This window comes from Streptomyces sp. NPDC057697 (assembly GCF_042799335.1).
Lineage (GTDB): Bacteria > Actinomycetota > Actinomycetes > Streptomycetales > Streptomycetaceae > Streptomyces.
The window spans coordinates 1086084-1101169 of record NZ_JBHVJA010000002.1 but is presented as its reverse complement, the minus strand read 5'-3'; the positions used below and the strand labels follow the sequence as shown (position 1 = coordinate 1101169).

The following is a 15086-nucleotide window of genomic DNA, read 5'->3' as shown; positions in this document are numbered from 1 at the left end:
GGCAAAGCCGGCAAGGTCATCGACCCCATGACCTACATCGCCAAGGGCGCAGGCGCCGGCCTCTCCAAGATCGGCGACATCACCAAAGGCCTCAAAGGCATCGGCAACATCGACATCCCCAAACTCCCCGACGGTTCGGTGCAGTTGCCCGACGGGCGCTTCCTGGAGCCCAACGGCAACCTGGTGGCCCCGAACGGCGTGGTCGAGACGACTCCGATCCCGCACGACACGGTTCCCGGCACCTCGGGCCTGCCGACGTCCTGGCAGATTCAGCAGCCGGTGCCGGTGGGGGTCCACGCGGGCAGCGGCTTCCCCGACATGGCGCCGCACACCCCCGGCGGCTTCGACAACGTGCCGCCGGGCGCGGGCGGCCACGTACCGAACGGGTCGTTCGGCCCCGCCCCCGCACACTTCGACCCGGCGAGCCACGCGCCCAGCGGATCCTTCGGCCCCGCGCCGGCGCACTTCGACCCGGCGAGCCACGTACCGGGCGGAACGCCCAGCCACGTACCGAACGGATCCTTCGGCCCCGCCCCCGCGCACTTCGACCCGGCGACCCACGTACCGGGCGGTGCGCCCGGCCACGTCCCGGGCAACGTCGGCGCGCACGTTCCCACCGACCACTTCCCCGCGGGCACGGGTCACGACGTACCCGGCAGCAATCCGCACACCCCGCACACTCCCGACGCCCCGGACGCCCCGCACACCCCGGGCCACGACGGGCCGGGCACGCACGGGCACGACGGTTCGCACGGCGGTCACGCGGACGACGCGGCCGGGCACGCCGACGACGCCGGGCACGCCGGTGACCACGGCGGCCACGGCAGCCACGTCGACCCGCACGGCGCCGCCGACGACCTCGCGCACGGCGCGGACGACGCGTCGACGCCTGGCCATTCCGGTGCGGACGGCCCCGGCGCCGGTCCCGCGGCGGACGACTTCACGTACCGGCCGCACGTGTCGGAGGCCGACTTCGACGCGCTGTCCACCGCCGAGAAGCACCGGGTCGCCGCCTCGGAACTCACCGACGGCACCGTGCCGTTCGCGGACGACTTCGACGCGGTCCAGTACGGCCGGGACTACTGGAACGACTACGTCGACAATCTGGACCCGTCCGCACAGCAGGCGCTCCGGGACTACACGGGCGACTCGTTCCCCTCGTACAAGGACATGAACGGTTACCTGCGGAACGACCCCCGCTACGGTCCCCGGCCCGAGGTGCTGCACGACATCGGCGAGATGGACCGGGTCATGTCGACCCGGCCGGTGCCCGAGGACGTCATGGTGGTGCGCGGCACGGGCATCGGGCACCTCGACCTCGACTCGCCCCTCGAAATGATGGGCGGCACATTCGGCGACGAGGGCTACCTGTCCACCTCGCTCGGCAACCATCCGGTGCCCAGCTTCGCGGGGAAGGACGCCATCCTCCACCTGCGGGTCCCGAAGGGGACGCCCGCGCTGTGGCTGGAGAAGGTCAGCCACTACGGCGTGACCGAGCGTGAGATCCTTCTCGGGCGCGGCTCGGAGTACCGGGTGACCCGAGTCTTCGTGGACGAGGCCGGACAGGCCCAGGTGTACGGCGAAGTCCTGCCGAAGTGACAGAGGAAGAGTGCATGACCAGCGAGAACCGACCCAATCCGCGCTTCGAGGAAGACATGCAGCTCAAGCGGGTCGCCGGACCGCCCCGCTACAACCGTGTCGCGCGGGGACCCGTGCAGTACGTACGGGTCGCCGACAGCGACGGCCTGGTGATCGGCTACGTGTGGGCCAATGACGAGGACGACGCCGCGGGCTGGGTGACGCCCCAGGGGCTGGGGGCCGCCGCGATCAACGCCGGAGCCGCATGGCTCAGGAAGCTGCGGGACGCGAAGTCCCGGGGCATCGCTCCCTCCGCCCTGCTCGCCGAGTTGCTCCGGGACACGAGCGACATCAGGGGCAGTGGTGTCGTGGCCGGTTCGCTGGCCGAGGCTCCGTCGCTCGCCGAGTTCAAGGACATGGTGAGCGGGGGCTGAGGTCCCGCACCGACGCCCACGACGAGAGCCGACCATGAGCCACACCCCCGCCGCCCCCGGCTACCGCGCCACGACCGACGGCCCGGTCCATCACCTCACTGTCGCCAACGCGCGCGGCGAGGCGATGGGCTATCTGTGGGCCAACGACGAGGACGACGCGGCCGGTTGGTGTCTGCGGCCCACCGGTGACCGGGCCGGTTTCGGTGAAGGGCTCGCCTGGTCCAGGAAGCTCGACGATGCCAGGGCGCGCGGGCTCGTGCCCACCGCCGCGCTCGCCGCGCTGGCCCGGGGCTCGGACCCGAGGTGCGTCAGTCATGTCGTGCCGGGCTCGCTGGCCTCGGCCCCGTCCCTGGAGGCGCTGACCGCGCTGGCCCGGGTCGTCACCGAGGCCGACGACCGCCGTCTGCTGGCCCAGCTCGACCGCGAGAACGGCGACGCGTGGCGCGAGTTGGAGGACGCGCTCGCCGCGCTCACGGACGAGGACCGCGAGGTGCGGTGGTCGTCCGGTGGCGAGCAGCCGGACGGCCGTCGGCTCATGGGCCACCCGATCCACAGCGGGCCGCTCCGGCGGCTGGTGGGCGCGCTGGCCGCGGTCGGCGCGGTGACGCCGGCGTACCTGTGGCAGGACAACCCGCCACCGGTCGTGCCCGCCGACGGCCGGCTGGCTCCGGCCGACGCGGTGCGCGCGGCCACGGCCGTGGTGCGCGGGGAACGGTTCTGCGACGGGACGATCGCGGAGGCGGCCGGGACCGGCCTTCTCGACGCCGTGGCCGAGTCGCTGTGTGCCTGGTACCGGGGAGTGGACGGCCGGTCGCGGGAGGATCCCTGATCCCGGCGGAACGCGCGTCCGTCGCACTCGCTCCCGCCGCGACCTGGGCTGTACTGCCCGCTCACGGATGCCTTATGTTGCAGGAGTGAATCGGGGGATTCCTTGCGGTGCCCGTCGGCTGATACGGAAGATGCCGCTCCACACCGCTCCCCCCGAAGTGCGCGGGAGTGACCCGGCCCCGGCCGCCGTTCCACGCGCCGACCGGCTATGACGCAGCGACCATGACCGACGCAACGTACGACTGAGGCAACGGACGACGAGACGAATGGCACGGGATTACGACAGCCAGCTTCTGGAGTCGGTGGCGGTACGCCGTCGCAGGATGCGTGACGCGCTGCTGTTCGGTGCGCAGCGGGCGCGGCGTACGGCGGACGAGCGGCTCGGGAAGGTCTTCGCGGGGATCGCCATCGCCGCCGTGCTGTGCGCGGGATGCGTGGGGTGGTCCTTTGTCCAGAACATGCTGGAGAAGCAGAAGGCCGAACAGCAGAAGCAGCAGCGCCAGGAACAGCAGTACGAACAGCCGGCGAAAACGGCGCAACCGGATAAAACCGGGGAATCGACGAAGAATCCCCAGTAATTCTGACAACTCCGGCGCATTCAGGAAGAGTTCCCCGCACAGGGAACCGAGAAGGCGCCAGTAGCATGGGCACGCCAAGCTGCCCGACTCCTCACAACGTCGCGATGATAGGTTCCCGTAAAGTGGTGAGCACAGCAACGACTTCCCGAGCGCAGCTCAGCCGGGTGACGCTGGTCGGTGAGCGACGCCGGGCCGACATCGTCCTGCCGTCCGACACCCCGATCGGGCAGCTGCTGCCGGACATTCTGCAATTGCTGGACGACCGGGCGGCAGCACGCCCGATGACACGGCAGCTGATCACGTCGGACGGCTCCGCACTCCCGCACGACAGCACGCTGTCCTCGGTGGGTATCGCGGACGGGGCGGTGCTCCGGCTCGTCCGGGCGCACTCCGCGCCTCCCGCCCCGGTCGTGCACGACGTCACCGACCTGGTGGCCGACGATCTCGATCTGCAGGCCTGGCGCTGGCGTCCCGCCGCGCGCCGCACGAGTGCGGGCGTGGCGTCCGTGGCCTTCGCGGTGGTCGCCGCGCTGCTCGCCCGGCGCGAGTTCGCCCTGGACTCCCTGACGGCCGCCCTCGCGGCCGCGACGCTCGTCCTGCTGGCGGGCGGTGCGCTCATCGCGAAGATCGGGCAGGGCAACCGGGGTCTGGCGACCGCGCTGCTGCTCGCCTCCGGCAGCCTCGGCATCCTCACCGCCTGGACCGCGGCGGACGCCTACGACTGGTCGGGGACCGCACGGCTCGCCGCCGTCGCCGCCGCCCTGGTCCTGACACTGGTGCTGCTCGGCTACTTCTCGCCGCTCGGCCGCGGCGGGCTCATCGGCGCCGTCGCCACCACCGCGGTCACCCTGGTGTGGGAGGCCGTCGCCGCCGTCCAGGACGACCTGGCCCGGCTCGGCGCCGTCATGGCCGTCTTCTCCGTCGTACTGCTCGGTCTGCTCCCCCGGCTGGCGCTGGCGGCCTCCGGGCTCACCGCGCTCGACGACCGCCGCTCCGGCGGCGCCTCCGTCAGCCGCCACCAGGTGGGCAACGCACTGGCGGCCACCCACCGCGGCCTCGCCCTGGCGACGGTGGTCACCGCGGTCTCCGCGGCGGCCGGCGGCTGGCTGCTCACGCTGGCCGACAAGCCGTCCGTGTGGACCGTGGCGCTCCCCTCCCTGGTGGCTCTCGTGCTGCTCTCCCGGGCGCGGGCCTTCCCGCTGGTCGCCGAGGTGGTGGCGCTCTTCGCCGCCGCCGCGGTCCTGGTCGTGCGTCTCGTCATGCTGTGGATGCAGCACGCCGGGGGTGCCGGACCGCTCGCCCTGCTGGTCGTGGCCGCGGTGCTGCCGCTGCTCGTCCTCGCGGTGCAGCCGCCCGAGCACGTGCAGGTCCGGCTGCGGCGCATGGCCGATCTGGTCGAATCCATCGGCGTGGTGGGGCTCTTCCCGCTCGCCGTCGGTGTGTTCGGCGTGTACGGACAGCTGCTCAACAAGTTCTGAGTCGACGCGCAGGTGCTCCGGGCGGGGCAGCAGGGCGAAAAAGAAGGGCAGACATGCCGAACGAAGACAACTGGCAGGGCGATGTGCTGCGCGCCATGCGGAGCGGCGCCTCCCAGGAGAACGCCCAGAGCCCCGACGGCCAGGGGTACGGCGCTCCCGCGCAGGGCCAGGACGGTCAGCCGTACGGTTCCGCCGCGCAGGGCCAGGACGGTCAGCCGTACGGTTCCGCCGCGCAGGGCCCCGGTGTGCCCGCGCAGAACGCCCACGCCTACGGGGCGCACCAGCAGCAACCCGGCTATCAGCAGCCCCACCAGTCCCAGCAGCCCCACCAGCCCCAGCAGTACACCGGCTATCAGGAACAGCAGGCCCCTCAGCAGTACCAGGGCCATCAGGGACAGCAGCCGGTCCAGCAGCAACCCGGATACCAGGGGCAGCAGTACGCCGGGTACCCGGAACAGCAGGCCGCGCAGCAGCAGTACCCCGGCCACGAGGAACAGCCCCATCCGCACCAGCAGCACCCCGGCCACCAGGGACAGCAGGGACAGCAGGGACAGCAGGGCATGGTGACGCCGCCCGTCGCGGCCCCCGTCGTCCAGTCGCAGCCGCAGCAGGCACAGCCCCGGGAGCAGGCCGCGTACACCCCCGGCACCCGGGCCCACCACGCCCCCGAGTCCCGGCCCGTGGTGGACCGGACGCTGGCCGCCGTCGGCCGCAAGGCCCGGCGCGGCGAGCCCTTCACCACGCGGGCCGCGCGGGCCCTGCGGGTGAGCGTGTCCTCGTCGGCCGCGCGCGAGGTGGCCCGGACCACCGCCACCGCCGAGATGCTCCAGCAGCCGGTGACGACCGGTCGGCAGATCGCCGTCACCTCCATCCGGGGCGGCGCGGGCAAGTCGACCGTCGCCGCGCTGCTCGGCACCACGTACGCGCACTACCGCCAGGACCCGGTCCTGTTCGTCGAGGCCGATCCGGCGCTCGGCTCGCTGCCGCTGCGGCTCGGCGCCGAGTCGCTGCGCTGGACCACGGGCGACCTGGCGGGGATCATCGAGCCCCAGATGTCGCTGCTGGACATCACCGGCTATCTCGTCCAGCTGCCGGGCAACGCCTGGCTGCTGCCCGGCAGTCAGGGCCAGATCGGCGCGATGCTCGACAGCCGGGCGTACGAGCGGGTCATGGTCTCGCTGCGCCGCTACTTCGGCGTCACCGTCGTCGACTGCGAGACGCTGCCCGCCGAGGTCGCCCGGGTCGCGCTCTCCGCCGCCCAGGCCCGGGTGCTGGCCGCCCCCGCCACGCTGGAGGGCATCACCAGCACGTACGCGGTCCTGACCTGGATGCAGTCGCTGCCCCGGCAGGTCATCGCCGGCACGGTCGTCGTGCTCAGCGAACTGGTGCCGCACCCCGGACTCGACCTCGACGAGGCGGCGGAGAAGCTGAAGGCCACCGGTGCGAGCGTCCAGGTGCTGCCGTACGACCGGCATCTGGCGGCGGGCGGCGAGATCCGTACCGATCTCCTGGCGCACGCGACCCGGGAGGCCGCCACCCGGCTGGCCGCGGACGTGTTCCGGCTCTCCCAGCAGCACCACTGATCACCGATCGGCAGCACCCACTGATCCCGACCCCGAGTGACGGACGACGATGAGTACCCGACTGATCCACCGCCCGGCCAGGACCACCCGGCCGCCGGCCGCCTCCGAGGCACGCACCATCGAGGCCCCGCCGAACCTCCCCGAGGGCAAGTCGGGCAACATCGCGATGTCGCTGTTGCCGGTCGCCGGTGTGATGTCCTCCGTCGTGATGATGACGGTCGTGCGCAACAGTCAGTTCGCGGGCCTCGGCGCGATCATCCTCGTCGTCACCGTCATCGGTTCCGTGGCGCTCGTCTTCTCGCAGCGCGGCAAGGCCCAGCGCACCCGCCGGACCCAGCGCGAGGCCTACCTCGCCTATCTGGAGGACCTGCGCGAGGAGCTCTCCGTGGAGGAGCGCCGGCGGGCCGAGCGGGCCGACGTCCTCAATCCGCCGCCGCACGCCCTGTACGACATCGTGCGCGACCCCGCCCGGGTGTGGGAGCGGCGCCGCCTGGACGGCGACTTCCTGCGGGTGCGCGTCGGCACCGGCGAGATGCCGGTACGCGATCTGACGGTCGCCCAGCAGGGCTCCTCCGTCCTCTCGCCGCCGGACACCTTCATGCTCAACGAGGCGTCCGCGCTGATGGACCGCTTCCGCACCGGCACCGAACTCCCGCTCACCGTCCCGCTCGACCGGGTCGGCAACATCAGCGTCATCGGCCCGCGCGAGGACTGCCTGCGGGTCGCGCGCGCCCTGCTCGTCCAGACCGCCGCCACGCACGCCCCCGACGACGTCGCGATGGCGCTCGCCGTGCCGGGTGAGCGGCTGGCCGACTGGGAGTGGGCCAAGTGGATGCCGCATCTGCTCGACACCGAGCAGTTCGACGGTCCGGTCGCCGCCCGCCGGATCGCCCCGTCCGCGCCTCAGCTGGCCCGTCAGATCGGTTCCGAGCTGCGCCGCCGCGCCTCGTACGCGGCCGAGGTGCGGCGCGGTCTGTCCGGCAAGGACGCGCTGTCGATGACCTCCCGGCTGCTCGTCGTCACCGACGGGCACGGCGAGGACGCCGTCGACCTGCCGCGCCCGGACGACGCGGTCGGGCTGCGCGAGATGGGCGTCAGCGTGCTGCACCTGCTCGAACACCGGGTCCAGGAGCCGGGCCACGTCAGCGTCCGGATCACCGTCGACGGCGACGGGGTGGTCATCGAGGATCTGCGCGAGCAGGAGCCGATCAGCGCCCACGGCACCGTGGACGAGGTCAGCATCCCGTTCGCCGAGGGGCTGGCCCGGATGCTGGCGCCGATGCGGCTGTCCGCCGAGTCGCTGGTGGACGCCCCGCTCTCCGGGCCGGTCGACTTCGCCGACCTGCTCGGGATCGACGACGTGGCGCGGCTCGACCTCGCGCGTCTGTGGGCGCCGCGCGGCGAGCGGGCCTTCCTGCGGGTGCCGATCGGCATCAGCGACTCCCACCAGCCGGTGCTCCTGGACCTGAAGGAGTCCTCCGAGCTGGGCATGGGCCCGCACGGGCTCTGTGTCGGGGCGACCGGTTCCGGCAAGTCGGAGCTGCTGCGGACGCTGGTCCTCGCCCTGGTGGCCACGCATCCGCCGGAGGACCTCGCGCTGGTCCTGGTCGACTACAAGGGCGGTGCGACCTTCGCCCCGTTCGCGGAGCTGCCGCACGTGGCCGGTGTCATCACCAACCTGGAGAACCAGGCGGGCCTCGTGGAGCGGGTCCACGCCTCGCTCGCCGGTGAGGTCAAGCGCCGTCAGCAGGTGCTCAAGGACGCGGGCAACGTCGCCGACATCGGTGACTACGCGGCGCTGCGCGCGGAGCGGCGGCCCGATCTGGAGCCGCTGCCGCATCTGTTCGTCGTGATCGACGAGTTCGGTGAACTGCTCACCGCGAAGCCGGACTTCATCGACCTGTTCCTGTCCATCGGCCGGATCGGCCGCTCCATCGGGGTGCATCTGCTGCTGTCCAGCCAGCGCATCGAGGGCGGCAAGCTGAAGGGTCTGGACACCTATCTCTCCTACCGGCTCGGGCTGCGCACCTTCTCCGCCGACGAGTCGCGTACGGTCCTGGACACCACGGACGCCTTCCATCTGCCGCCGCTGCCCGGTTTCGGCTATCTGAAGGTCGACACCAGCCACTACGAGCGCTTCAAGGCGAGCTATGTCTCCGGCGGGTACCGGGGCCCTGTGCAGCGCACCCAGGAGGAGGACACCGGTCCGCTCGCGCTGGAGTACGAGGCGTTCAACACCCTGGCCGAGCCGGAGAGTTCGGGCGAGGAGCCGAAGGTCCGGCGCCGGGAGACCGGGCCGACCGAGATGGGCGTCGTCGTCGACCAGCTGCGCGAGGCGGCCGGTCCGGTGCGCCGCATCTGGCTGCCGCCGCTGCCCGGCGCCGTCGCCCTGGACACGGTCGCGGGTCCGCTGGACGTGGGTCCGCGCGGGATGCAGCTGGCCAAGCGGCGCGGTCCGCTCCAGGTGCCGCTCGGTCTGCTCGACGACCCGACGAAGCAGTGGCAGGGCCAGTGGTATCTGGACCTCACGGTGGCGGGCGGTCACGCCGCGGTCATCGGCGGTCCGCAGGCGGGCAAGACGACCCTGCTGCGTACGCTGGCGCTCGCGATCGCGCTGACCCACACCCCGCAGGAGGTCGGCGTCTACGGCCTCGACCTGGTGGGCGGCGGTCTCCAGGCCGTGTCCGGGCTGCCGCACGTCGGAGGCGTCGCCGGACGGGCGGACCGGGAGCGCGCGGGCCGCACGGTCGAAGAGGTGCGGGGCATGCTCGCGGTCCGCGAGGAGCTCTTCCGCGAGCACAACATCGACTCCGTGGAGCAGCTGCGTTCGCTGCACGCGGCGGGCCGGCTGCCGCAGCTGGCGTCGGCCGAGATCGTGCTGATCATCGATGGTTTCGGTGCGCTGCGCGACGACTTCGACGAGCTGGACGACGCCGTCGTCGACATCCTCAAGCGCGGCGGCGGCTACGGCATCCACGTCGTCGCGGGCATGCTCCGCTGGAACGACGTGCGCATCGCCACCCAGTCGAACTTCGGCACCCGGGTCGAGCTGCGGCTCAACGACCCCAGCGAGTCCAGCATCGACCGCAAGCTCGCGCAGACCCTGTCGCCCGACGAGCCGGGCCGCATCCTCACCGACGGCAAGCTCTTCGCGCAGGTCGCGCTTCCGCGCACGGACGGTCTGGCCGACGTCTCGGACCTGGGCGCGGTGCTGGAGCACACCGCCCGCACGGTCCGGGCCACCTGGAGCGGCGAGGTCGCCCAGCCGGTACGGATCCTGCCGCACGTGCTGGAGCCGCACCTGTTGCCCGGCCCGGTCGCCGAGCCCCGGCGGGTGCCGATCGGCCTGGACCAGACGGCGCTCGCGCCCGCCCTGCTCGACCTGTTCCACCACGACCAGCATCTGCTGGTCCTGGGCGACAGCGAGTGCGGCAAGACGAATCTGCTGAAGACCGTCGCCGGCGGGCTGATCGAGCGCTACGGCGAACAGGAGCTGGTCTTCGCGGTGATGGACCCGCGGCGCGGTCTGCGCGGCGCGATCCCGGAGGAGTTCCGCGGCGGCTACGCGTACAACCCCAAGATGTGCGCGGGGCTGGCCGCGGGGATCGCCACCGAGCTGGAGAAGCGGCTGCCGGACGACCGGGCGGACACCGAGGACCTGGAGCCGGGCAGCTGGGGCAGCGGTCCGCGGATCGTGATCCTCGTCGACGACTACGACGTGCTGACCACGGCCGGACAGTCGCCGCTGGACCCGTTCCTGCCGTACATCCCGTCCGCCGTCGACATCGGCCTGCACTTCGTGCTGACGCGCCGGGTCGCGGGCGCCTCGCGGGGCATGTACGACCCGGTGGTGCTGGGGCTGCGCGAGTCGGGGGCCTCGGCGCTCCTGATGGCGGGCGACCGCAGCGAGGGGCAGCTGTTCCCCGGTGTGTACGCGACGCAGCAGCCGCCGGGACGCGGTGTGTTCATCCGCAGGGGCCAGCCCAACCGGCTGATCCAGACCGTGTACACCGCGGAGTGACGCACCGGGGCGCGGTCCCGCACCGACGGGCCGCCCCCACCGCGCATCCGCACCCCGGACGAAGAAGGAACGGCCGACCACATGACCAAGGACGTCATCGCCCTCACCACCCGCATGCCCGACCCGTTGACGGTGCTCGCGGGGCTGCTCGCGGGCGGCCCGGACAAGCTGGTGGGCACGACGGGCGAGGATGCCGTCGTGCAGCTCTGCGACGAACAGGGCCGGCCGCTCGTCTCGATCGAGGCGCCGCTGCTGGTACAGGTGGCGGGCGAGGCCGAGCGGCTGCTCGGGGCCACCGCGCCGCCGGTCCCGTTCTGGTGGACGGAGGCCCGCGCCACCACCGGGGTCGAGGAGGCCGAGCTGCTCGCGGGGACCTTCGCGGCGCGGATCGCCACCCTGGCCGGGGGCTCGGCCTGGCCGCCGGAGGCCGCGCGCTCCCTGGCGGTGGTGAAGACCGACGGGGTGAGCGTCGCGCCCACGCCCGCCGCCGCGCAGCCCGCCGTGGACGCGCTCACCGACAAGGTGGCCGTCATCATCCAGGACCGTCCGGTGATCGCCATGACGGCCTGGCTCTCGGACGCGTTCCGGGCCGCGGCCAACGCCGAGCTGGGGCTCCAGATCGTCACCTCGCCGGGTGCCACGCTCTCCCCCGCCGTGCGCAACAGCCTGAGCGGATGGCCGTCGCGCTGGGTGGTGCAGGACGAGAAGGACGGGTACTACGACGGGCTGTCCGGGGCCGTGCTGCGCTGGCAGAACGGGCTGTTCGCCACGGTCGAGTCCCCCGACGCCACCCCCGAGGACCCGCGCACGCCGGTGGCGGCCGCCTACCAGGAGGTCACGGACACCGGTGAGCGGCAGCTGGCGATCTCGTTCCGCACGGTCCACCCGGCGGACGACCGGCTGGTGCTGGGCGGGGCGCTGGAAGCGGTGTGGCAGGAGCTGACCGGGCAGCCTCCGGCGGGTTGGGGCACGGCCGAGCCCGCCAACCTGCCCTGGTCGCTGCGCAGGCTGACCGACGTCGCCTTCGACCGGGCGCCCGCGCCGACCTGGCTCGTGGTGGTCGGGGACCCGGAGCGGCCGGGGCTGGCCACCGTCCGCGTCAGCCGGACGAAGGCGGGCGTGGAGGAGGACGTCACCCTCGCGTTCGGCTACGGCCCCGACGAGGAGCCCCCGCTGGACGCCCTGCCCCGGGTGGCCGAGGTGCTCGCCACCCGTCATCACCTCCAGTCGATGCTGGTCCAGGTCCGCAAGGCCCGGCGCGACCTGGCCGTACCCCCGCGCTTCGAGGGGCCCGGGGTGCCGCTGGCCTTCGTGCTCGGCGCGGAGGAGGTGCGCGAGATGCCCGGCGACCGGGCCCGGCGCACCCCGCTCGCCGAACCGCCGGTCCAGCTCGGCCCGCGGTCCCGTCCGGCGCTGTACTACCCGCTGCCGGGCGACCCCTCGGACCTGTCGGGCTGGCAGGAGTTCGAACGGCTGATGCGGCATCTGAAGGGCGCCTGAGCCGACGGCGCGACGGGCCCGCCCGGAGACCGGGCCCGGACCCGGTGACTTTCGGCCGGATCGGGCCGAGCCGTGCGGCCCGGCCGGATCCGGGCCGAAAAACCCGGCCATTCCCGGGGCGGCGCGAAATCGACGGCGTGGCAATCCACTTGGGCATATGCGCGCCCGAGCGGCGATCACCACAAGAGGTCATTTACCACGCAGAGATGCTCATTCGTTTTTGACGATCAAGCAATTTCGGTCACATATGGCTTCCTTCTTACCCGCACACGGGGTTGACTGGGGGTCACGCCTGGTGATGCCGCCGTCCCACGCCGGGGGCGGCTGCCACCGCGGGCCGACGGGCCCGGCCCCCGATGTCCCGAACCCCGGCGGAGGAGAGTGAGCAGGAATGACTGCCTCGTCTCGCACGGTGAGCCTCTGGCCAGGGTCGGTGGACGCGGGTGGCCCGTGCCCCGCCGCGTACCCGGCACCGACGCCCGAGTCCGAACACTTACCCGTTCGTATCGTTCATCTGCATCGTTTCGACGAGGGGCACCAATGAGCCAGATTGTGCTGCCAGCGTTTCACATGCCATTCCAGAGCACCGGTTGTCATCCCGGGATCGACAAAACCAGGGAAGCCGCGTGGGAATGGGCCGAATCCCATGACCTCGCGCTCTCCCCGGTGGCCCGGAAGAAGATGATCCGGACGAGACCCGAACTCTGGATCTCCCTCATCTTTCCCACGGCCACCCAGCAGCATCTCGATCTCTTCTGCCAGTGGCTCTTCTGGGCCTTCCTCGTCGACGACGAGTTCGACGACGGACCCGCGGGCCGCGATCCGCGCATGTGCGAGGCGGCGATCGACCGGCTGGTCACCGTCCTGGACGGCGGGCCGCCGCGCGGGGCCATGGAGCAGGCGCTCGTGGGGCTGCGGGCCCGGACCTACCAGGACCGGTCGGCGCGCTGGATCCGGCAGTTCCGGCGGGACACCGTCGCCTGGCTGTGGACCTACTACGCCGAGGCCGTGGAACGGGCCGCCGGGCAGTCGCCGAGCCGGTCCGAATTCGTGAAGCACCGCCGGGACTCGGTGGCCATGCAGCCCTTCCTGGACCTCCACGAGATCACCGCCGGGATCGACCTCCCGGAATCGGCCCGGAGCCTCCCCGCCTACATCGCGCTGCGCAATGCCGTCACCGACCACTCGGGGCTCTGCAACGACATCTGCTCCTTCGAGAAGGAGGCGCTGCTCGGATACGAGCACAACACGGTCCACCTCATCCAGCGCGAGCGCGGCTGCACGCTCCAGGAGGCCGTGGACGAGGCCGGGGCGCAGCTCGCCGCGGTCGCGCGGCGGGTGCAGCGCGCCGAGCAGGAGCTGACCGAGGAGATCGAGGCGGCCGGCATCCAGGGCCCCACCCGGACCGCGCTGGAGCGGTGCGTACGGGACTACCGCGGGCTGGTCCGGGGCGACTTCGACTACCACGCCCGAGCGGAGCGCTACACCCGCCCCGATCTCGTCGAGGTCGACCAACGCGACTCGCTGTCCACGTACTTCGCCGCCTGACCGCACGCCGGCCGGGCGCGGGAGCCGACGACCGGGGGCGGCGCCACGGCCCCCGGTCCCATGCGGCGGCCCTCACGGGCCGGCCCCGCCCATGTCACCGTCCGCCGCCCGCCGGCCGACGGCACCGGTCAGCGGCAGCGCCCGGAGGGCCAGCGCCCACCCGAGCCGCACCTCGCCCGACTCCGCGGAGCAGCCGGTGAGTTCGGCGACCCGGCCGATCCGGTTGAGGACCGTGTTGCGGTGGCAGTAGAGGAGTTCGGCCGCCCGCGCCGCCGAGCAGCCGCTGTCGAGCCAGACCCGGAGGGTGCCGAGCAGCACCTCTCGTTCGGCCGGCGCCTCCAGGACCCCGCCCAGCCGCGTGGTGACGATGCGTTCGGCGATCTCCGGACGGCCCACCAGGAGCACCTCCGCGAGCCGGTCGTCGAAGGCCGCCGCCTCGCCGCTTCCGGCGGGCAGGGTGCGGAGCGCCTGCTCGGCCAGGCGCAGCGCCCTGCCCGCCTGGGCGAGCCGCTCGAACTCCGGTGACACGCCCGCGGTGGCGCCCGTGCGGTGCCGCAGCAGGTCGAGCAGGATGCCGGACTCCCCCGCGGCCAGCCGCACGATGCCCGCGTACCGGCCGGCGCGGGGCCGCCAGAAGGACCAGATGCCGTGCCCGTCGAGGACGGGTGCCGGGTTGGGCGGCGCGGCCGGGTCCTGGGCTGCGACGACGACGGCGTACCGGTCGTGGGCCGGCACGCCCAGCGCCGCGGCGGCGGCCGCCGCGACCGCCGGATCGTCGCCCCGCCCGTCGAGCAGCGCCTCGAAGAGGGCGACGCGGCGGGTCTCCTGGCGGCCCTGCATCTCCAGCTGGGTCAGCCGGTACGACTCCGCCATCACCAGGGAGTAGCGGTCGATGGTCTCCCACACGGCGCCCGCCATGTCCAGCTCGGTGTCCGGGTCGCCCGGCACCGGTCCCACGGCGTCCGGTGTGCCGCGCGTGGCGCGCAGGTGCTCGGCCATCATCTGCCACATCACCCGCCCGCCGCGCCGGTATGCCTGGAGCACGGTGTCCAGCGCCACGCCCTGCTCCGCGCGCCGCCGCCCCGTCTCGCGCGCCGCGTGCTCGAAGTCGCCCGCGCCGGACGGCAGTCCGCCGAAGTCCTCCAGGGCGCGCAACAGGTTGACGTGGCAGATCTCCCCCAGGTCGTCCCGGCTGACGGGTGAGCCGGAGGCGTACGTACCGCTGTGCGCGTGGATGTCGTCGACGACCCGCCGGGTCAGCTCGTCGATCCTCGGCAGGAGGGCGCGGGCCAGGGCGCCCCGCAGCTCGCCGTCGTCGCCGGGGCGGGGGCGTTCGGTGCGCGGGGCTCGGGCCCCCGGATGCTGCGCCATGACCGAAGGCTAAGGGCTGCCCCCGGCGGCCGCGCATTATGCGGATGCCTTGTCGCGCACCGCCGCGTGTGGCTCCTGCCCAGGTGGGCGGCGCGCATGGTGGGCACCTGCACATTGTGCGGGGGCGGGGGCGGGGCCGATTCTGGGCAGGAGCAGCCGTGTGAACG

Annotated in this window: 10 protein-coding genes; 9 read left to right on the top strand and 1 reads right to left on the bottom strand. The window is 72.9% G+C overall.

All coding sequences use genetic code 11. The features are described 5' to 3' along the window. From ACFVFH_RS09835 to ACFVFH_RS09795, 9 genes are all read left to right on the top strand, one after another. Positions 1-1599, top strand: a 1599-nt coding sequence (locus ACFVFH_RS09835; protein WP_383765533.1) for an ADP-ribosyltransferase, incomplete at its 5' end; no start/stop codon positions are given. 14 nt (positions 1600-1613) lie between these two features. Next, positions 1614-2012, top strand: coding sequence for a hypothetical protein (locus tag ACFVFH_RS09830; RefSeq protein ID WP_383765531.1), 399 nt, complete (start codon positions 1614-1616; stop codon positions 2010-2012). Positions 2013-2046: 34 nt separating this feature from the next. After that, positions 2047-2841: a DUF6508 domain-containing protein gene (locus ACFVFH_RS09825; protein WP_383765529.1), complete on the top strand. Its 795-nt coding sequence runs from the start codon at positions 2047-2049 to the stop codon at positions 2839-2841. A gap of 265 nt (positions 2842-3106) precedes the next feature. Further along, positions 3107-3418, top strand: coding sequence for a hypothetical protein (locus tag ACFVFH_RS09820; RefSeq protein ID WP_383765528.1), 312 nt, complete (start codon positions 3107-3109; stop codon positions 3416-3418). 104 nt (positions 3419-3522) lie between these two features. Then, entirely contained in the window at positions 3523-4896 is a 1374-nt protein-coding gene (gene eccD, locus ACFVFH_RS09815) for a type VII secretion integral membrane protein EccD (protein ID WP_383765526.1), read from the top strand. 53 nt (positions 4897-4949) lie between these two features. Further along, positions 4950-6479 carry a MinD/ParA family protein gene (locus ACFVFH_RS09810; protein ID WP_383765524.1) on the top strand — a complete coding sequence of 510 codons (1530 nt, stop codon included), beginning with the start codon at positions 4950-4952 and terminating at the stop codon, positions 6477-6479. Positions 6480-6528: 49 nt separating this feature from the next. Further along, positions 6529-10500, top strand: a complete 3972-nt coding sequence (eccCa, locus tag ACFVFH_RS09805) for a type VII secretion protein EccCa (RefSeq protein ID WP_383765522.1) — start codon at positions 6529-6531, stop codon at positions 10498-10500. 81 nt (positions 10501-10581) lie between these two features. Further along, on the top strand, positions 10582-12000 hold the full coding sequence (locus ACFVFH_RS09800; protein WP_383765520.1) for a DUF6177 family protein: 1419 nt from the start codon (positions 10582-10584) through the stop codon (positions 11998-12000). Between the two features lie 570 nt (positions 12001-12570). Beyond that, positions 12571-13548, top strand: a complete 978-nt coding sequence (locus tag ACFVFH_RS09795; protein ID WP_383765518.1) for a terpene synthase family protein — start codon at positions 12571-12573, stop codon at positions 13546-13548. A gap of 72 nt (positions 13549-13620) precedes the next feature. Here the strand turns inward: ACFVFH_RS09795 and ACFVFH_RS09790 are convergent, their stop codons facing one another. Continuing rightward, positions 13621-14919 carry a PucR family transcriptional regulator gene (locus ACFVFH_RS09790; protein ID WP_383765516.1) on the bottom strand — a complete coding sequence of 433 codons (1299 nt, stop codon included), beginning with the start codon at positions 14917-14919 and terminating at the stop codon, positions 13621-13623. Between the last annotated feature and the right edge of the window lie 167 nt (positions 14920-15086).